The following is an 18,383-nucleotide window of genomic DNA, read 5'->3' as shown; positions in this document are numbered from 1 at the left end:
AGCACATCGTCCGAAGGGCGGGATCGTCGATGGCCTGGACCGGCACCACCCGGGAATACCCGTTCCGCGAGCCGCACCGGCTCGACCTGGAACCGGAGTACGCCCGGCTTCGGGAAAGCGAACCGCTGTGCCGGATCAGCCTGCCCTACGGCGGGCAGGCGTGGCTCGCGACCCGGTACGAGGACGTGCGCTTCGTGCTGTCCGACCCGAGGTTCAGCCGCGCCGCGGTGCTGGACCGGGACGTGCCGCGCACGTCGCCGCGCCGGCTGACCGACGCGACCCTGCACACGATGGACCCGCCGGACCACAACCGGCTGCGCCGGTTGGTCGCGCACGCGTTCAGCCCGCGCCGGGTGGACGCGTTGACCGACCAGGCCCGGGAGATCGCCGCCGGACTGCTCGACGACGTGGTCCGGACCGGACCGCCCGCGGACCTGGTCACCGGTCTCGCGCTGCCGCTGCCGATCGAGGTCATCTGCCGGATGCTGGGCGTGCCGCTCGCCGACCGGGAGGCGTTCACCGGGTTGATCGACGTGGCCATGGCGACCACGGCGTTCCCCGCCGAGCGCATCCACCGGGCGTTCGCCGACCTCAAGTCCTACCTGGCGGAGCTGGTGCGGCAGCGGCGGACCACGCCGACCGACGACCTGCTCGGCGCGCTCGTCGAGGCCCGCGACCGGGACGACCGGCTCGGCGAGGACGAACTCGTGGTGCTCGGTACGACCCTGCTGTACGCGGGCCTGGAGACCACGACCAACCAGATCGGCAACGTGGTCTACAACCTGCTGACGCATCCGGGGCAGTGGGCCGCGCTGCGCGCCGATCCGACACTGCTGGACACCGCCGTGGACGAGCTGCTCCGGTTCACGCCCGTGGTCACGACGGCGGGGTTCACCCGGATCGCGGTGGAGGACCTGGAGATCGGCGGCGTGCCGGTGCGGGCGGGCGACGCGGTGATGGTGCACCTGGACTCGGCCAACCGCGACGACCGGGTGTTCGACCGGCCGGACGAGCTGGACGTGACCCGCCGGCCCAACCCGCACGTGGCATTCGGGTTCGGCCCGCACTACTGCGTGGCGGCGCGGTTGGCCAAAGCCGAGATCCAGGTCGCGCTCGGCGCGCTGGTGGAGCGGTTCCCGGGGCTGCGCCTGGCGGCCGACCCGGACTCGCTGTCGTGGCGGACGGGGCGGATGGTGCGCGGACTCGACGCGTTGCCGGTCGCCTGGTAGGCCGCTCGGCCGGCCGCGTTGCCCGGAAAGGTGCAGCGGGTAACGCTTCGGGCACGCAGTGCGACGAGACCGGATACCAAGGTCCGACGAGAACAGTTTGGGGACACCATGCCGTTCCGAAGATCCGTCGTCGTCGCCGCCGTGTTCGCGACCACGTTCGCGGGCGTCGCCACCCCGGCCTTCGCCGCCACGCCATACCCGTCGACGCTCACCGCCACCGTCGCGCCCGCGTCGATCGACGGCGGCCAGACCTCCACCCTCAGCGGCCGGCTCACCATCACCACGCCCTCCGGCGAGCGACCGCTGGCGAACCAGACCATCCGGGCGCGCTTCGACGCCTGGAACGGTTTCGGCGGCACCGAGTTCCCGAAGACCGACGCGAACGGCTACTACACGGTGGCCGCGAAGCCGGTGTCCAGCGGCTCCTGGCGGGTCGGCTACGACGGGTGGCCCCACGAGCCCGGCTTCCCGGGCGCCGACCCCGCCGCCGCGTACCCCGAGTACGTCAACGTCCAGCAGCTCACCGACACCTTCCTGGTCGACACCGGCCGGACCACGACGGGCAACGTCTACGTGCGCGGCGGACTGAGCGTCCCGAGCAAGTACCTGCCCTACGACCACACGGTGTACGTCCGGATCGAGTACTCGCCCGACGGCGTCGCCTGGACGACGAAGGCCACCGTCGGCGCCACGCCGTTCCACAACGGCAGCTACATCTACAACACCGGCGCCGCCGAGCCCGCGGCCGGCCACTGGCGTGCCGTGCACGACGGCATCGTCGGCCGCACCAAGGCGTCCACGTCGGGGAGCCGGTTCGTCGACGCGCTGCCCGCCTGACCCGCGTACTCCGGTGGCGCGGTCCCGCGCGCCGCGCCACCGGTCCCGCCCGCGGTCAGTCCGACCGGGACGTGACGGGATGGGTCTCCACGCGTCGGCATACCGCAGAGGATGTCCACAATGGATGGTGGTTCGGGCCCGTCCGGCGCCGGGCCCGACGACCCCGTCAGCCTGCCGCGCCCTTGACCAGCGCCACCACGTCGTCCGTGGTCCGCACGTCGCCGAAGGTCCGGTAGACGGTGTGCAGCGTGGCGTTGTGGTCCTGGTCGCGGCGGGCCGCGTTGGCGTCGGCCACCATGATCACCCGCAGCCCGAGCGTGCTGGCGTCGCGCGCGGACGACTCGCAGCACACGTTGGTGAGCGTGCCGGTGATCACGACCGTGTCGATGTTCCGCTCGGCCAACCGCTGCGGCAGGTCGCAGCGGCCCGGGAAGAAGGCGCTCGCCGCGCCCTTCTCGACGAGCAGATCGCCGTCGTGCACGGTCAGGTCGGGCCAGATGCGGGCCTCCAGCGGCCCGGTGCCGCCGGAGTTGCGGTACAGGGCCGAGCGTTCCGGCCCGAAGAACTCGTCGCCGACGTCGCTGCGCGCGACGACGCCGGGCATCACCCACGCGACCGTGCCGCCCGCGTCGCGGACGACCGTGGCCAGCCGGTCGATGTTGGGCAGGATGCCCATGCAGTACGGACTTCCGGCGACGAAGAACGGCACCATGTCCACCACGATCAGCGCGGTGCGCTCCGGCACCAGGCTGGTGTAGGCGAACCGCCGGCCGCGCCGCCGCTCGTGTCGGGCGTACTCCGGTTCCTCCAAGTACCAGACGTGCATCTTCGCTTCCACGGGTCCCTCCCCTGTTCCCAAGGTAGACCTCCTCCCGGAACGGTCGTCCCGTTTTCGGTCTACAAACCTTGTCGTGAAGAACGAAACCGGCCGTCACAGGGAACGGCCGTACGGTTTCGTCGGATGCGTGGCGGCGGAAGCGTTGCGGGACAAGGAATTTCGCGATGCGAAAGAATGACGCGGTCAGACCGGGGCGTGGTCGGCCGCGCCGGTTCGGGGACGGTGTCGCCGAACCACGTGTCGTGCGACGCGCAGGAGCGCCCGGAGGTCGCGGCCGGTGTCGGGAACGGGGACGTGGTTCACGGCGGCTCCTCCCCTACAAGAAAAGTGTGTCAGGAAGAGTGACATCGCCGCAGTGTCCCGCACCACGCCCGATGGAGTTCCGAACGTGCTCGAAACGAGTGAATATCGCTCACCTGCTTGAGACGCGCGGCCGGATCGACTGCGCGTGGCGGAACACCTCTTCGGGGTCGAAGCGCGCCTTGACCGCACGAAGGCGGGCGAGATTGGCGCCGTGGTAAGCGGTCGGCCAGTCCGCGTGCGCGGGATCGGGGAAGTTCGGGTAGACCCCGCCGGTACCGTGCGGACGCGCGATCTCCCACCCGGCGGTGATCCGGTCGAGCACGGCCGCGCCACGCCGTTGTGCGCCACCGGGACCGAGGAGCACGGAGTGCTTCAGCAGGAACGCGGCGTCGCGGTGCGCGAAAGCCGTCGCGGCGACGGGCACGCGCCCGTAGGCGCCACGCCAGGGTGTGAACGAGAGTTCCCTCGACTCCCCGAACTCTCTTTCTCCTGTCAAGTGCGCGAGGAGCGCGGCCGTCGCGTCGTCGGGCAGCGGGTCGGCGAAGAACGCCGTGCGGCAGGTCATCATGCCCGGCCGGTGGTGGGTCAGCGGGTCGCGCTCGGGGTCGACCGCCGCCGCCGAGTGCGGCGTGGGACGGCAGACGACGGCCTGGGCCGCGTCGAGGTCGACGATCTCCGACCGGCGTGGCGGAACGCCGAAGTCCGCCACGAGCGCGTCGACCGCGGCCCGGTCGGGCACCGCGCCGACGAGCAGCGCCACCGGGTCGGCGTCGGTATCCTCCGGCACCACCAACTGCAACTCGACCGACACCGGGTCGGGCGCGTCCGGGAGGATCCGCTGCCACCAGGACACCAGCGCCGACGCGTACCGGAAATCCCACTCCAGCACCAGGTGCGTGCGCGGCCGGGCGGGCACCGCGGCGAACGTCGCCGCGGTCACCACGCCGAAGTGGCCGCCGCCCGCGCCGCGCAGCGCCCAGAACAGGTCGTCGTCGCCGGACGCCTCGACGACCCGCCCGTCGGCGAGCACGACCTGGGCGGCCACCAGGGCGTCGCAGGTGAGGCCGAACTCGCGACCGTCGCAGCCGAACCCGCCGCCGAGCGCGGCACCGACCACGCCGACCGACGGGCACGACCCGAGCGGGACCAGGCGGCCGTGCCCGGCGAGCACGCGCGCGAGCCGTCCACTTCGGACACCACCGCCGATCGTGACGCGGTCGCCGTGCACCTCGACGGTGTCCAAGGGCGTGAGGTCGATCGACAGCCCGGTGGTCGACGAGTGGCCCGCGTTGCTGTGACCCCCCGATCGTAGGGCGAACGACCACCCTTCTTCGCGGGCCAGGGCCAAGGCCGCCCGTACGTCCTCGACGTCCGCGCACCGGGCGACGGCACGGGGCAGCACCTCGTCGGGGCGGCCGATGAACCTGTTGCGGGACAACGCGTACGCCGGGTCTGCGGGGAACACCAGGTCAGGCATCGGCGTACATCCGGCTCTGCAGGGCGTAGAGGTCGGCGTACCGTCCGTTCAAGGCCAGCAGTTCGGCGTGCGTGCCCTGCTCGACCAACTCGCCCTCGTGCAGCAGCAGGATCCGGTCCGCGTGCCGCACGCTGGCCAGCCGGTGCGTGATCAGCAGGACGGTCCGGTCGCGGGCCAGGGCGCGCAGCGACTCGTACACCGCGAACTCGGCCTTGGCGTCCAGCGGCGCGGTCGGCTCGTCCCAGACGAGCAGCGGTGCGTCCCGGTACAGCCCGCGTGCCACGGCCAGCCGCTGCCACTGGCCGCCGGACAGCTCGACGCCGCCCCGGAAGTGCTTGGACAGCAACGTCTCCCAGCCCGCCGGCAACCGGTCGACCACCTCGTCCGCGCCGGACCGCCCGGCGGCGTCGGCGAGCGCGTGCTCGTCGACCCGGCCGTGCCGTCCCACGCGGACGTTGACGCGCGCGGTGTGCGGCCACCGCACGGGTTCCTGGAACACCACCATGACCCGGTCCGCCACCGCCGACCGGTCGAGGCCGGCCAGGTCCGCACCGGACCACCGGACGCGCCCTTCGGTCGGCGCGTACAGCCCGGCGACGAGCTTGGCCACCGTCGACTTGCCCGAACCGTTCTCGCCGACCAGCGCCACGGTCTCGCCGGGCCGGACGGTGAGCGTCACGTCGCGCAACGCCGGCCGGTCCGCGCCGGGGTAGGTGAACGTGACGTGCTCCAACGCGACCTCGCCCGGTTCGACCGGCGTCTTCCGCGCGGCGCCCGGGGCGGTGTCGCGGGCGGTCGCCAGGAACTCCTGGTAGTCCGCCACGTACATGCCCTGCTCGACGAGCTGGTTGGCGGCCAGCACCAGCCGGTTGAGCGCGGTCGTGGCCACCCGGACCGCGATCACCGCCGTGCCCGCCGCCGCGAGCGGCACCCAGGACGCGGCGACCAGCAGGCCCAGCACGGCGTACGTCACCGCCAGCCCGAGTCCGGCCAGCGCGCGGCCGACGCCGCGCACCCGCGCCTGGGCGGTGGCCAGCCGCACCTCCTCGTCCCGCAGCGGGTCGGCGGCCAGGCGGTATTCGTGCAGCACGAAGGGTTCGGCCTGGTAGGCCCGGATCTCGGCGGCGGGCTCGCGCTCGGTGGCCAGGTCGGAGACCATCTGCACGCGCCGGTCCAGCGCCACCGTCCGCCCGACGCTGGCGTACGCGAGCCGGGCCGCGCGCTGCACCGCCCACCCGTCGGGCAGGACGGCCAGGAGCATGACCGGGACGAGCACCGGGTGCAGCACGGCCAGGCTGCCCACGGCCGCCGCGATGCCCAGCAGGGCGCCGAGCAGCTCCACGAGGTTGTCGGCGGCGCGTTCGAGGTAGAACAGGCCCCGGTCGCGGGCGCGGTGCATGCGGTCGTGGAACGTCGGGTCGTCGAACGCGGCCAGATCGGCGCCCAGGCTCGCCGTGTAGAGGCGCTCCTCGGCCAGCCGCCGCACGGCGGGCGTGATGCGCGCGCGGGCCAGCGAGACGCCGACCTCCAAGGCGCCGCGCAACGCGAAGGCGCCACCCACCAGGAGCAACCGGGGCAACGCGGCCAGGACCCGCTCGCCGGACGGCCCGCCGGCCAGCAGCTCGACCAGCACGCCGGTCGTGGCGACGAGCCCGAACGCCGCCGCCAGCCCCGACAACACCTGCAACACCAGCACCACGGCCGCCGCCCGGGGTGCGGCGGCCCTGATCATGCCCAGCACCGGCCAGGTCGCCCGGGGCAACCCGCGCAGCACCCGGCGGGGTGCCGCCGCCGACCGGTCGAGCTGCCAGTGCGGCGTGACGAGGTTGCCGTCCCTCGGGTCGGATTCGGTCACCGGCGCTCCGTGCCGTCGGCGTCGGCCAGGACGAGCACCGACGGCAACGCGCAGTCGGGATGCAGGCGCAACAACTGGTAGGCGATGCCGCCGGAGCCCGACATCATGCTCGGCGAGTACACCTCGCGGGCCAGGCCGGTGACCGCGCCGTGGGCCTCCAGACCGCCGATCAACCGGGCGTCGACCGCGGCCCGGTCGAGTCCTTCGGGTGCCACGCCGTGGTCGAGCGCGGCCACCAGCAGCTCCCACGTGCCGCTGTCGCCGTGGCACAGCGTGTGCGTCCAGCCCAGTCCGTCCCGCAGGGCCGACTCGGCGGCCCGGCGCAGTACCCCGCGCGAACCGGGTCCGCCCCGGTCCAACAGGTCGGCCTGGGCGAGGCCGACGCCCACCGCGCCGTGGCACCACGCCGCCGCGAGCGTGTCGGCGGCCCTCGGGTCGGGCCAGCCCTGCCGGTCCGGGTCGTAGACCGACTCCTCGAACGCCGCCGCCGCGCGGGCGACCTCGGCGAACCGCTCCTCGCCGGCCAGCACCAACCGGTCCAGCGACCAGCCGATGCCCGTGGCGCCGTGCGCGAACCCGCCGATGCCGCCCGGCCAGGTCGGCGCGGGCCAGCGGGCCTTCCCGTCCTCGACCAGTGCCGTGGCGACCAGCCGTTCGCCCGCCTCGACGGCCAGGGCGTGCCACCGCCGGTCGCCGGTGCGGGCGGCCAGCGCGAGCAGCGGCACGATCGCGCCCGCCGTGCCCACGACCAGGTCCGGGCCCTCGCTCGCGGCCAGGGCGGCGGGCACGTGGTCGGCCAGGAACAGGGCGTCGGGCAGGCAGTCCAGGCCGAGCCGGTGCAGCGTGAGCCAGCACCAGATCTGCGAACCCAGCCCGATGTACGCGCCGACCGGGTCGGGGCGGCGTTTGGTGTGCGCGAGCTGCGCCATCCACCACTCCTGCGTCAGCCGGGCCGTACGCACGGTCGCGGCGAGCAGGTCGTCGACGCCGTCCACCTCGTCGGCCCGGCCCGCCGCGACCTCGTTCCGGTAGCCCGCGAGCAGCACGGCCACGCCGAGCGTGCCGCCGTACAGATCGGGGGTCAGCGGCGTGGTCTGCCAGCCGCCCCGGTCCAGGACGGGCGCGAACCACGTCGCCGTGCCGTCGGTGCCGCGGACCGCCTCGCCGAGCAGTTCGCGCACCAGCCGGGCCGCGAGCACGCGTCGCCGTCCGTCCACATCGGACCTGTTCGACGTGGGCTCGGACATCCGGTGCAGGTCGGGGGTGCCACCCTGGTTGAGGTACGCGCTGACCAGCGCGGCCTGCGTGACCCGGCGTTCCAGCGCGAAGTCGGCGTCGCGCCACCGGCGCAGGGCGAGCGCGATCTGGTCGGCGCGGGGCATGCACCGGTGGTCGCCGGGCGTGTGCAGCGTGCCCTCGGCCGGGGTCGTGGTGAACACCGGGATGTCGCCGACGAGCAGGTCCGCGACCTCGGCGACGTGCACGTCCGGGTCGCCCGGGCCGCGGGTGTTCATCGAGTGCCGGGCCAGCAGCGTCCGGGCCTTGAGTTCGGCGGCGTCCTGGTCGTGCAGACCGGCCGGGTGCCACAGCATGCGGGCCAGTTCCGTGTACGACTCGGTGTCGCGGACGATCACGCGCACGGTCACGTCGGCGAACCGGTACAGCGCCTGTTCCAGCTCACCGGCCTTGTCCAGCGCGGTGATCCGCTCGGCCAGCTCGTCGAACCCGGCGACGACCTCGGGCCAGTAGCGCACCAGATCGGGTTCGGGCGAGGGCAGGTTGGCGGTCGTGGGCACCCGGTGCGGCACGGTCTCGACCCGGGCCGTGTCCGTGCCCGCGCCGACCAGGTCCGGGATGCCGATCTCGGGCTGCTCGCCGGGCAGGCCGCCCATGCCCGAGCCGTCGACGCCGCGCCAGCCCAGGCCCGCGCCGCGACCGGGCAGCAGACCGGTGCGCATGACCGTGCCGGTGAGCTGTTCGGCGACCAGGTCGGTGGCCTCGCCCGCACCCGTCGACGGGTGCGCGGGCCGGGGCGTGAAGACGCTCTCGCAGTCCACGACGACCGGGACCGGCCCGTGGGCGATGAGGTTCTCGGCGTGCAGGTCCGTGCCCGAGACCAGGCGCATGACCGCGAGCCAGTGGCCGAGGGCGCGGTAGAAGCGGACCAGCTCGGTCTCGTCGGCGCAGTAGCGGTGGTCGACGTGCTCGGCCCAGCCGTAGCCGTCGCGCACGACCGCACGCGGGACGCGGATGGCATCGCTGAGCACGGACACGAGGCCGGCCAGTTCGCGGTCGACCTCCATCGGCCTCGGCTTGTAGACCACGGTCCCGCCCGTGCAGCGCACGATCACGACCGTGTGCCCGCCGTGGTGGCTGTCGCCCGCGCCGATCTCCACCGCGCGCAGCTCGCCCGCCGGTCCGCCGAGCAGGTCGGTCAACGCGTCGCGATCGGCGGCGAACCTCCGCGCGAAGGCGAGCACGGCGGCCACCCGGCGGTCGGTCACGGCGGTCAGCCGGTCGACCAGCTTCGGGTAGTGCTTCGTCAGGTCCTGCCAGAACTCCGGGCGCTGCGCGCTCGCCACGAACTCACGCCACCGGCCCTCCGGGTCGGACGCGGTGAGGCGTCCGGTCACGCGGGCCGCGTTCAGTTCGAGCACGAGCACGCGGATCACCTTGCGCCGCAGCACGTCCAGGAGTGCCTCCCGGGTGGCGGCGAGCACGGCGTCCGCCTCGGTGACGGCGAGGCCGGCGACCTCGGCCAGCCCGCTCGCCGTCCGGCTCAGGGCCGGTCCGACGAGCCAGTCCAGGGTCCGGTCGAGTCCGCCGACCTCGTCGTGGGTCATCGTGGTCAGCAGCAGTACACGGGACGTGACGCCGTGCAGGCCGAACAGCGGCTGCCGGGCGGGTTGCAGGCGACGATGTCGCCCTCGGCGAACTCGCCGTTGGCGAACAGCGGACCGGCCGGGTTGTCGATCCCGTCCAGGCCCGCGCGCCAGCGGGCGACCAGTTCCTCGGCGTCGGGCAGCAGTGCGGTGGTCATGAGCACTCCTTTCGTTGACGGAGCCGGAAGTGTAGAAATGCCGTGTACACGGACGCGTACACAACGAAGTCGCCTCCGCGCTTCCTGTCACGCCCTCCCCCGGATCGCCTCGTACAGGGCCCGGCTCTCCGGGCACGGCTCGACCCCGAGTTCGGTGTCGAGCACCCGGACCAGGCGTTGGTAGACCGCGACCGCCTCGGACCGACGGCCCGCGCCGCACAACGCCGTGACGAGCTGACACCAGAGGCGTTCACGCAACGGGTGCTCGACGACCAGACCGGCCAGCACGGGCACGAGGTCCTGGTGCGCGCCGAGCGCGAGCCGGACGTCCATCAGCTCTTCCCAGGCGTCGACCCGTTGTTCGTCGAGCACGGTGACGTCCGCGCGCACCGCGTCGGGCACCGGGACACCGGACATCACCGGCCCCCGCCACAAGTCGACGGCGTCGGTGAGACAGCGCGCGGCGGCTCCGTACGCCCCCGCACACCGTAAGGTCCGCCCTTCGCTCTTGAGCCTTCGGAACCGCGTCACGTCGACCCCGTCCACACCCGAGACGAGCACGTACCCGTCACCGGAAGCGACGATCCCGGGACCGTCCGGGTCGGCGGCCCGCAGCACGCGGCGCAGCTCGGCCAGGTGCGAACGGACGTTCGCCGCCGCCGACACGGGCGGCCGTCCGGGCCACAGCGCGTCGATCAACCACTCCGACGACAGCGCCCGATCGGCCCGCACCGCGAGCAACCCGAGGAGCAACCGCACCCGCCGCCGGGCGGGGTGGACGACCACACCGTCGACGAGCACACCGGGCCGGCCCAGCACGACCACCACCACAGACCACCCCGTCTCCGCCGCACCAGTGCGGACACCTGGTCTTCGCGCGGCCGTGTTACGACGTTGCGACGGTATTCCGAACGGACGCGGTCGGAAGCGATCCAGAAGACCGGGGCCTTCAGGTCGAGGTGAGCGACGTTCACACTTCACGGACCACCGCGACAGTTTCGAGGTTGATCAATGCACGACGACGACGAACCGGTCGGCCGAGTCCTCGGCCGGCGTCAGGCCCTGGCACTACTCGGCCTGGCGGGCACGGCCACCCTGGCGGGCGTGGGCATCGCGACCGCTTCGGCGGGCGCCCCCGACTGCGTGGTGGTCCCGGAGCAGATGGAGGGCCCGTACTTCGTCGACGAGGGCCTCAAACGCTCCGACCTGCGCCTGGAGCCGTCGACCGGCCTGCTGTGCGAGGGGACCCTGTTCACCCTCGACCTTGTCGTGTCGCGCCTGGAAGGCAAGGACTGCGTACCTCTACAGGGCGCGATCGTCGACCTGTGGCACGCCGACGCGAAGGGGAAGTACTCGGACATCGCGTCGGAAGGCACCCAGGGCACCAAGTTCCTACGCGGACTCCAGGTCACGGACCGTGCCGGCCGCGTACGCTTCGTCACGATCCTGCCGGGCTGGTACAAGGGCAGGACCGTCCACTACCACGTGAAGATCAGGACGACGGGCGCGACGAACATCCCGTACGAGTTCACGTCACAGCTCTACCTGCCGGAGACGTTCACCGCGCAGTACCTGGCCACAGGCCCGTACAAGCCCAACGGTCCGCAGGACACGACGAACGCGGCGGACGTGATCTACCAGGCGGGCGGCGACCAACTACTCCTCAACCCGCGCCGAGTGGGCCGCGGCCACCGCGCCACATTCGGCATCGCGCTGGACTTGACGGACAAGGTCACCGGCAACGACGACAACGCGATGACCGGCCCGTTCCCACCGGGCATGCCGAGCATGATGCCCGGCACCTTCCCCACACCGACCCGCTGACTCGGGTGAGCAGATCGATCAGGTCGGGGTTGTAGACGGCTCGGGCATAGTGGCGGAGGTCGTCAGGCACCGCCAGGCCGAGGTCGAGGAACCCGTCGAGGACGTCGCGGGCACTTTTCGGCACTACCGCCCGCGGCACCTTCATCCCGAAATTCCCGAACAGGCGCCGCACGCAGTACCCGCAATCCAACGGACACCCCACGATCCAGTTCAGACTCAACCCCGACTTCCGATACTCCACCACCTCAGTCAAATCCGACCGCATGCCCGAAAGTTCCCGATCGTCCAACAACCGCACACCACGAACCGACGACCCTTCACCACCGTCCACCACGACCTCCAATCCCGAATCCGGCGACAGCGATCATTCAATCCGGGCGCGCTATGATCGGGCAGGGTCAACCATGCTGTTGCCCCCGGTTTGCCCCCAGCAATCAGCAGTTGCCCCCACTTCGCGCAGGCGGTCACCGTGAACGACGACCAGATCCCACCGGCACCCGAAAGCGCAGGCGAGGAACTCGCCCGCCAGATCCGACAACGCCGCGACCAGGCAGGACTCAGCCAGCCGAAGCTCGCCCGCCTGATCGGCTACACCCGCCAGTACGTCTCCCGGGCCGAACGCCCCAACCACAACCTGCCGTCGATCGATCTGGTCAGGGCACTCGACACCGCCCTCGACGCACGCGGGGCCCTTGTCGCACTACGAGAGAAAGCCAAAGAGGAACGCATAAACCTGCGCATGCAGACCGTGGAGGCCGTTGCGGATTCCGACACAGCCGACACCCGGCCCGATTCGCCGTTCCACGGCGGCACGCGATCCGAGCAGGACCGGGAATCGATGCGAGCCCGGTCGTCACACGACGATGTCCGACCGCATCACGATCGGTCGATGGCGGTCGATTCGGCGATCTTCCACGCGGCGGCGTCCGTCGAGCGTCTCCACCGCGATTACCAGGCCGCCCAGTACGCCGAGGTGGAAGAGCACCTGCCCGAGGTCGCCGACACCGTCGAGGCGTTGCTCGCCGACTCCGGCGGGGATCGCCGACGGTTGTTGCGGTTGCGGTGCCAGGCAGCCGTCGTGCATGCCAAAGTGGCCACCAAACGCGGCGACGGGATCACCGCTTTCGAGGCGGCCGAACGCGCACGGCACGCCGCGGAAGAAGCCGGCGATCCGTTCGGCCGCGCGTCGGCCGCCTACCAACTCTCCTGCGCCCTGATCCGACTGGACGACGCCGAACGCGCCGAAAGCCACGCGCTCGACACCGCCGACTCCCTGCGCGGCCACGACCCGCACACCCTCACCTGGCAGGGCATGACCACCTTGCTCGCCGCGGTCCTCGCCGCCCGCGACGGCGACATCCGCGGCGCCCGGCAGCGACTGGACCGGGCCGGTCGACTCGCCGAGGCGCTACGCGGCGAGGTGAACATCGGGCATACCGCGTTCGGGCCGACCAATGTCAGCATCCACCGCGTCGGCGTCGCCGTGGCCGTCGGCGACCCCGACCTCGTGCTCGCCGAGGCGGCCGAGGTCGACGTCACCGTGCTCCCGCCGGGCCTGCACGGTCGTCGGGGCCGCTTCCATCTGGACAACGCCTGGGCGCACACCCGCCGACGTGAGGACGCCCTCGCGGTGATCCACCTGCTTGAAGCCGAGCGCTTCGCACCCCAACTCGTCGCCACCGACTGCCAGGGCAAAGCCGTCCTGCGGGAACTGCTTTCCCGCGAGCGCGTCACGAGGACACCGGGGCTGCGACCGCTCGGCGTCCGGACCGGGGTGATCGCGTGAACCGCACCCTCCACCTCGTCGTCTGCGCCGCACCACCCGCACTGCACGTCGACAGCCTCGTCCACCGCGTGCACGAGGCCGGATGGAACGTCCACCTCCTCGCCACCCCCACCGCCGCCACCTGGCTGACCACCCCCGCCCGCCACGAACCCGGCCATCCCCGTGACCGATCCGACCCCGCACCCCGCGCCGACGCAGTCCTGGTCGCCCCGGCCACGTTCAACACCCTCAACAAGTGGGCCGCCGGCATCGCCGACAACCACGCCCTGTCGGTACTCGCCGAACTCCTCGCCGCCGACCTGCCGATCGTCGCCGCCCCCTGCGTCAAGCAAGCCCTGCGCGACCACCCCGCCTACCCGCGCAGCACCCACACCCTCACCGTCGCCGGCGTCCACCTCCTCGACCCCGACGCCGTCACGACCCGGACGCCCGAGGGGCAGACCACCTTCGACTGGGAGCTGGTGGCAGCCACCCTCGACGACCTCACCCGCACACACGAACCACGACCGCACACCACCCGGCGAACAGTGGGCGACTGATCCCGACCGACCGCGTTTGCCCCACGCGTGGCGAACGACGTGCCCGCTCGTCGGCCGACGGGTCCCGCGACGCTCAGGATTCCGAAGCGACGGTCCGACTCAACCACTCGAAGTACTCGGGTGTGCCGTCGACCGACACAGTGGCAGTGATCTCGGGTTCGGCCCAAAGTGCTCGGCAACCAGGTGATCACGCGGAAGGCGAGTCGGCTCCCGAGCGGCTGCGCTACTTCGACGCGGCCTACCTGACGGGCCGTACAGGCCGAACGGCCCCCAGGACACGACCAACGCGGCGGACGTGATCTACCAGGCGGGCGGCGACCAACTACTCCTCAACCCCCGCCGGGTGGGCCGCGGCCACCGCGCCACGTTCGGCATCGCGCTGGACCTGACGGACGAGGTCACCGGCAACGACGACAACGCGATGACCGGCCCGTTCCCGCCGGGCATGTCGGGCATGTCGGGCATGATGCCCGGCTCCCCCACCCCGACCCGCTGACCTACCCCCGGACTCGGGTGAGCAGATCGATCAGGTCGGGGTTGTAGACGGCTCGGGCATAGTGGCGGTGGTCGTAAGGCACCGCCAGGCCGAGGTCGAGGAACCGGTCGAGGACGTTGTGGGCACTTTTCGCGCACATGGGGTGCCGCCGGGCGAGGGCAGGGGCGGTGACCAGGCCCTGGGTGAACAGGTCACGCAGGGCCAGGCGGGACAGGCGCCCGGACGGCAGCCGAGTGGTGAGCCGGCGGTACAGCAGGTCGAGGTCGTGCAAGGCGTTCACGGCGGTGTGACAGGCGGCGGTGGTCGCGTCGGCGATCAGCCGGGTGAACGGTTCGACCTCGGTCGCGGTGTCGACGGCGCGGTGGCGGTCGGCGAGTGCTCCCTGAATCGGCAGCCAGGGTCCGGACAGGTGTCGGGAGAGGTCGGCGGCCAGCTCCGTGTGTGGGGTGGTCGACCTCCGGAGGAAGTGGCGGCCCGCGATGTCGACGAGGTCGTCGGGCGGGGATCGGGTCACGTCCGCGGGCGGGGCGAGGTAGGGGACGAGGTCGGGGTCGATGAAGACGGGATGATTGCCCGACGGGGGAAGGTCGCGGTGAAGAAACTCCAGCAGGGCGGCGTGGACCCCGTCAAGACGCGCCGAGTCCCGGGCTTCGCACCACGACACCATCCGCGCCCAGGCGTCCGCGCGGGGTGACCGGGTAGCGGTGTGGTCCAGCCACGCCAACGCCTCCTCCGCGCGCCCCACCGCCCGCGCCGCGTCGATGCCGATCCCTCGCGACCGCGATGTCCCCTGCCGAACGGGCGCGGTCCTGTCGCAGCCCGCACGGGACGGCACGCCGAGACTCGCCGCGATCCACCGGAGCTGATCACCGCCTCCGGGCAATGCTTGACAGGCGAGTGCCGTATAGTGCCTCGCTCCGGAGGCGCGGCCCGCGCAGGCCAGGGTGTGGGCGATGATCCCGAGCCGCCGTGCCGGATCGTGCCTGTCCCTCACGGGCAGGCCCGGGAGCAGGAAGGCACGGTCGAGCGCGGCGCACCACCTCCCGTCGGCGAGGTCGATCCCGATCAGCGCGACACTCGCCGCCTCGTCGGGCACAGATGACGGGATCACGATTCATCCACTTCGGACCGATCGGTGATGTGGACGTCGAACGCCGTAGCGGCTCGCGCTCGTCCGGGAGGCCCGCTGGCCCGCCGACGCTCGGAGGGCAGCGGGATGCCCTCTGCGCGTCGCCAGGCGGTGTCGCAGGCCGGGCAGGTGGGCCAACACCCGTGCGGGTGGCGGGGAGGCGACGTGGACGGGACGGTCACCGCCAGACCGCACAACGTCGCCCCGTCGGCCCCGGCCACCAACTCGACCGGGACGGCGTGCCGACCGCCGTCGTGGGGCAGCCACCGGAACCTGCGCGCCACGCCCCGCCACCTCCCTCACACCGTTGCCGGTACCGGTCAGGCCGGGACGTCCTCGTCGGGTTCGGGTGCGGTGAGGGTGTCCAGCGCGACGGTGCAGCGGGTGGCGAGTTCGTGTGCGGCCCGGGGGCTCAGGACGAGGTCGATCTCGTTGCGGCCGAAGGCGATGCGGACCTCGTCGCCGACGACTTCGTGCCGGATGGGGGTGGTGTCGCCGATCGCGGCGCACACGCTGGTCGGGATGGCCAGGACACTGTTCATCGAAGAATCTCCTCTTTCTCGGAAGAAGGACCAGCGCAGGGGTCTCACACCGTGACGACCGCGAGGTGGGTCCGTTGTCTGGTTCTGTCAGCCGACGGACCGGGAGCGCCGGCCATGGGCGTCCGAATCCTGGGCCATCGCGAGTTCCTGACACCGGGTGGCGAACTCGGTGGCGGCCTTGGCCAGGTTCCAGGCGAAGCCGGCGGCCAGTTTGAGCCCCTCCGGGTGGTCGGCGGCCTGAACGGCGATCTGGGCATCCCCCACTTCCGCGATCAGGTTGGGTTGACCCGGTGTTTGCTCGACCAGGGCAGCCGACGCGTGCCCATCCGGGCGTGCCAGTACGTAAAAGGACATTTCCGATTCCCTTCGTCGTGGCTTTCGATCACCACGATGAGCGGCGCATCGACCTTGGTCCACCTCATCGGTGGATGCGCTATCGGTGGTACCGATATCCAACGGTCGAGGCGTGTCGCTGTGGCTACACTCGGGTCGAGTCGCAGGTCAGGAGTGGTGATGAAGCTGAATCGGCAGTGTCGCGACTGCGGCGCGAACCTGGCGGCCGACAACCGCTCGCGGCTCTGCTCGGCCTGTGGGCGGCGGGACGTCCAGGTCGATCGGGCTCCGGAGGTTCCGGCGAAGTTCTGGGCCACCCCGGAATTCCGAGAGGCGTTCGCGTCCCGCCATTTCGGTCGGATCATGAAGGTCTATCGGCACGCACACGACCCTGTGATCACCCAGTCGCGACTCGCGGGCTGGCTTGACCTGTCGCAGTCGCACGTGTCGAACCTGGAGTCCGACCACGCGGTCGCGCCGAGCGACCTCGTTCGGCTGGAGCGTTGGGCGCGAGCGCTGCGGGTGCCTCAGGCGTTGCTGTGGTTCCGGCTGAGCGGGTCCTCGTCCGTCGCGCGGGGGAAACGGCAGGGGCGGCCGTTCGGGTGGTTCGCGGTGAGCGAGCCTCCCACGGTCATGGACCGGACCGTCGAATTGGCGGACGTCGACATGCTGCGGGCGATGACCCGCATGTTCCGGGAACTCGACAACCGCTTCGGCGGCGGCCACGCGCGATCGACCGTCGGCCAGTACCTGGTGGGCGAGGTCGTGCCGATGCTCCGGGCCGGGCGCTTTCGCGACGGTGTCCGGCGGGAGCTGTTCGGCGCGGTCGCGGAGATGAATCACCTCGCCGGGTGGATGGCCTACGACGTCGGCGACGCGTCGGCCGGTCGCAAACACCTGCGGGTGGCGTTGCGGCTGAGCAACGAGGTCGGCGACGACGCCCACGCCGCCGAGATGCTCGCCGGTCTGAGCCACCACGCGGCATTCTCGCGATCGCCGCTGGTGGCGGTCGACCTGGCGCGCGGGGCAAGGGACAGCGCCGCACGCACCGGCATCGGGGTTCTCCAGGCGGAAGCCGCGGTGATGGAAGCGCACGGGCTGGCCTTGCTGCGGGACGCAAAGGGAACCTTGTCCGCGTTGCGGGACGCCGAGACCAGCTTCGAAGGTGCGGAAGGCGAGTCGGCTCCCGAGTGGCTGCGCTACTTCGACGCAGCCTACCTGGCGGCCAAGTTCGCCCACTGCTTCCGTGACCTGGGGCGGTCGGACGAAGCCGAACGGTTCGCCCGGCGATCGTTGGAGATGGCGGCCGGGTTCGACCGGGGACGGCTGTTCAACACGGCGCTGCTCGCCTCGATCCTGGCCGATCAGCGACGGATCGAGGAAGCGTGCGAGGCCGGGCGGGCGGCGTTGCAGATGGCGGGCAACCTGAACTCGGTGCGCACGGTCGCGTACCTCGCCGACGTGGCCGCCCGGCTCAAGCCCTTCGCCGACGTCCCGGCGGTGACGGAGCTGTTCGCGGAGATGCGGGCCATGGGGATTGTGACGTCACCGGAACGCGAGTACGTGCAGTAGGCCGATCTGGGCCGCGGCCCCGATGATCCGGCCGTCCTCGATCATGGTCTTCACGCGGTCCAGGGGAATCCACCCCACCCGCTCGGCCTCGTTCACGTCCGGGGCCTCTCCGGTGTGCTCGGCACCCTCGGCGACGTAGATCAGGTTCTCGAAGTCGGCCGTGCCGGTCAGGGGCTGGAAGGTCGTGAGGAGACGGACGCCGCGGGGTTTCCAGCCGGTCTCCTCGACCGCCTCGCGTTCGGCGCAGCGTGCCGGGTCCTCGTCGGGGTCGAGGTAGCCGCCGGGGAGTTCCCAGGTCCAGCGGTCGGGCACCCACCGGTGGCGGTAGATCATCAACACGTGGGTCGCCTCGTCGTTCAGGACGAGGGTCATCACGGCCCTGGGCATCCTCAGGACCCACTGCTCGAAGTGGACACCGTCCGGCAGTTCGACGTGGGCGATGCTGACGTTGAGCTTGCGGGTGTCGTCCACCAGTCGTTCGCCGTGGATCGTCCAGCGGGTCAGCTCGGCGGGGGTCTGCTCATCGGCCACGTGGCCTAACGTTACTCATTCACGCCAGATGGAGTCGATGCGCTCCGGGTGC

18 protein-coding genes are annotated in these 18,383 nt (G+C 71.8%); 7 read left to right on the top strand and 11 right to left on the bottom strand.

Annotated elements, in window-relative coordinates:
- The first annotated feature begins 29 nt into the window (after positions 1–29).
- Positions 30–1,229: a cytochrome P450 gene (locus tag F4559_RS12485; RefSeq protein WP_184668576.1), complete on the top strand. Its 1,200-nt coding sequence runs from the start codon at positions 30–32 to the stop codon at positions 1,227–1,229.
- Between the two features lie 108 nt (positions 1,230–1,337).
- On the top strand, positions 1,338–2,066 hold the full coding sequence (locus tag F4559_RS12480; protein WP_184668574.1) for a hypothetical protein: 729 nt from the start codon (positions 1,338–1,340) through the stop codon (positions 2,064–2,066).
- Between the two features lie 166 nt (positions 2,067–2,232).
- Here F4559_RS12480 and F4559_RS12475 read toward each other — a convergent pair whose 3' ends face one another.
- The 6 genes from F4559_RS12475 to F4559_RS12450 form a co-directional block, all read right to left on the bottom strand.
- On the bottom strand, positions 2,233–2,904 hold the full coding sequence (locus F4559_RS12475; protein ID WP_312865610.1) for an isochorismatase family protein: 672 nt from the start codon (positions 2,902–2,904) through the stop codon (positions 2,233–2,235).
- Between the two features lie 412 nt (positions 2,905–3,316).
- Entirely contained in the window at positions 3,317–4,684 is a 1,368-nt protein-coding gene (locus tag F4559_RS12470) for an FAD-binding oxidoreductase (protein WP_184668572.1), read from the bottom strand.
- A complete protein-coding gene (locus F4559_RS36300; protein WP_184668570.1) occupies positions 4,677–6,539 on the bottom strand; it encodes an ABC transporter ATP-binding protein in 1,863 nt (620 codons plus the stop codon). The genes F4559_RS12470 and F4559_RS36300 overlap by 8 nt, the downstream gene beginning before the upstream one ends.
- Positions 6,536–9,382 carry a type 2 lanthipeptide synthetase LanM family protein gene (locus F4559_RS12460; protein ID WP_221447211.1) on the bottom strand — a complete coding sequence of 949 codons (2,847 nt, stop codon included), beginning with the start codon at positions 9,380–9,382 and terminating at the stop codon, positions 6,536–6,538. Before F4559_RS12460 ends, F4559_RS36300 begins: the two co-directional genes overlap by 4 nt.
- Before the next feature lie 5 nt (positions 9,383–9,387).
- Positions 9,388–9,579 carry a DUF6229 family protein gene (locus tag F4559_RS12455; RefSeq protein WP_184668569.1) on the bottom strand — a complete coding sequence of 64 codons (192 nt, stop codon included), beginning with the start codon at positions 9,577–9,579 and terminating at the stop codon, positions 9,388–9,390.
- Positions 9,580–9,666: 87 nt separating this feature from the next.
- Positions 9,667–10,407, bottom strand: a complete 741-nt coding sequence (locus F4559_RS12450; protein ID WP_184668568.1) for an AfsR/SARP family transcriptional regulator — start codon at positions 10,405–10,407, stop codon at positions 9,667–9,669.
- A 183-nt stretch (positions 10,408–10,590) separates the two neighbouring features.
- Here F4559_RS12450 and F4559_RS12445 point away from each other — a divergent pair, with 183 nt between their 5' ends.
- The 4 genes from F4559_RS12445 to F4559_RS12430 all read left to right on the top strand — a co-directional run bounded on the left by F4559_RS12445 (position 10,591) and on the right by F4559_RS12430 (position 14,224).
- Positions 10,591–11,403: a dioxygenase family protein gene (locus F4559_RS12445; RefSeq protein WP_184668567.1), complete on the top strand. Its 813-nt coding sequence runs from the start codon at positions 10,591–10,593 to the stop codon at positions 11,401–11,403.
- Between the two features lie 469 nt (positions 11,404–11,872).
- Positions 11,873–13,189 carry a helix-turn-helix transcriptional regulator gene (locus F4559_RS12440; RefSeq protein WP_184668566.1) on the top strand — a complete coding sequence of 439 codons (1,317 nt, stop codon included), beginning with the start codon at positions 11,873–11,875 and terminating at the stop codon, positions 13,187–13,189.
- A complete protein-coding gene (locus F4559_RS12435; protein WP_184668565.1) occupies positions 13,186–13,728 on the top strand; it encodes a flavoprotein in 543 nt (180 codons plus the stop codon). Before F4559_RS12440 ends, F4559_RS12435 begins: the two co-directional genes overlap by 4 nt.
- 295 nt (positions 13,729–14,023) lie before the next feature.
- Complete coding sequence (locus F4559_RS12430; RefSeq protein ID WP_184668564.1) at positions 14,024–14,224, top strand: hypothetical protein; 201 nt, start codon at positions 14,024–14,026, stop codon at positions 14,222–14,224.
- 1 nt (position 14,225) lies between these two features.
- Here F4559_RS12430 and F4559_RS12425 read toward each other — a convergent pair whose 3' ends face one another.
- The 4 genes from F4559_RS12425 to F4559_RS12410 form a co-directional block, all read right to left on the bottom strand.
- Entirely contained in the window at positions 14,226–15,335 is a 1,110-nt protein-coding gene (locus F4559_RS12425) for a hypothetical protein (RefSeq protein WP_184668562.1), read from the bottom strand.
- The gene (locus F4559_RS12420; protein ID WP_184668560.1) at positions 15,332–15,637 is read right to left on the bottom strand and encodes an HC3 family zinc finger protein; all 306 of its coding nucleotides are present in this window, start codon (positions 15,635–15,637) and stop codon (positions 15,332–15,334) included. Before F4559_RS12420 ends, F4559_RS12425 begins: the two co-directional genes overlap by 4 nt.
- Positions 15,638–15,673: 36 nt before the next feature.
- Positions 15,674–15,895, bottom strand: coding sequence for a hypothetical protein (locus tag F4559_RS12415; RefSeq protein WP_184668558.1), 222 nt, complete (start codon positions 15,893–15,895; stop codon positions 15,674–15,676).
- An 87-nt stretch (positions 15,896–15,982) separates the two neighbouring features.
- Complete coding sequence (locus F4559_RS12410; RefSeq protein ID WP_184668557.1) at positions 15,983–16,249, bottom strand: hypothetical protein; 267 nt, start codon at positions 16,247–16,249, stop codon at positions 15,983–15,985.
- Between the two features lie 159 nt (positions 16,250–16,408).
- On the opposite strand from F4559_RS12410, the gene F4559_RS12405 reads away from it, so the two are divergent.
- On the top strand, positions 16,409–17,800 hold the full coding sequence (locus tag F4559_RS12405) for a helix-turn-helix domain-containing protein (RefSeq protein ID WP_184668556.1): 1,392 nt from the start codon (positions 16,409–16,411) through the stop codon (positions 17,798–17,800).
- Here F4559_RS12405 and F4559_RS12400 read toward each other — a convergent pair.
- The gene (locus tag F4559_RS12400; RefSeq protein ID WP_184668555.1) at positions 17,774–18,331 is read right to left on the bottom strand and encodes an NUDIX hydrolase; all 558 of its coding nucleotides are present in this window, start codon (positions 18,329–18,331) and stop codon (positions 17,774–17,776) included. The genes F4559_RS12405 and F4559_RS12400 overlap by 27 nt on opposite strands.
- Positions 18,332–18,383 lie beyond the last annotated feature (52 nt).

Origin of the sequence: Saccharothrix violaceirubra (genome assembly GCF_014203755.1) — a bacterium.
Taxonomy (GTDB): Bacteria; Actinomycetota; Actinomycetes; order Mycobacteriales; family Pseudonocardiaceae; genus Actinosynnema; species Actinosynnema violaceirubrum.
This window is presented reverse-complemented; position numbering and strand designations above follow the sequence as displayed.

Excerpts from the sequence above, each read along its gene's own strand:
- F4559_RS12485 (WP_184668576.1), top strand. The coding sequence starts at position 30 with ATGGCCTGGACCGGCACCACCCGGGAATACCCGTTCCGCGAGCCGCAC.
- F4559_RS12480 (WP_184668574.1), top strand. The coding sequence starts at position 1,338 with ATGCCGTTCCGAAGATCCGTCGTCGTCGCCGCCGTGTTCGCGACCACG.
- F4559_RS12470 (WP_184668572.1), bottom strand. The coding sequence starts at position 4,684 with ATGCCTGACCTGGTGTTCCCCGCAGACCCGGCGTACGCGTTGTCCCGC.
- F4559_RS12460 (WP_221447211.1), bottom strand. The coding sequence starts at position 9,382 with ATGACCCACGACGAGGTCGGCGGACTCGACCGGACCCTGGACTGGCTC.
- F4559_RS12455 (WP_184668569.1), bottom strand. The coding sequence starts at position 9,579 with ATGACCACCGCACTGCTGCCCGACGCCGAGGAACTGGTCGCCCGCTGG.
- F4559_RS12445 (WP_184668567.1), top strand. The coding sequence starts at position 10,591 with ATGCACGACGACGACGAACCGGTCGGCCGAGTCCTCGGCCGGCGTCAG.
- F4559_RS12415 (WP_184668558.1), bottom strand. The coding sequence starts at position 15,895 with ATGAACAGTGTCCTGGCCATCCCGACCAGCGTGTGCGCCGCGATCGGC.
- F4559_RS12410 (WP_184668557.1), bottom strand. The coding sequence starts at position 16,249 with ATGTCCTTTTACGTACTGGCACGCCCGGATGGGCACGCGTCGGCTGCC.
- F4559_RS12405 (WP_184668556.1), top strand. The coding sequence starts at position 16,409 with ATGAAGCTGAATCGGCAGTGTCGCGACTGCGGCGCGAACCTGGCGGCC.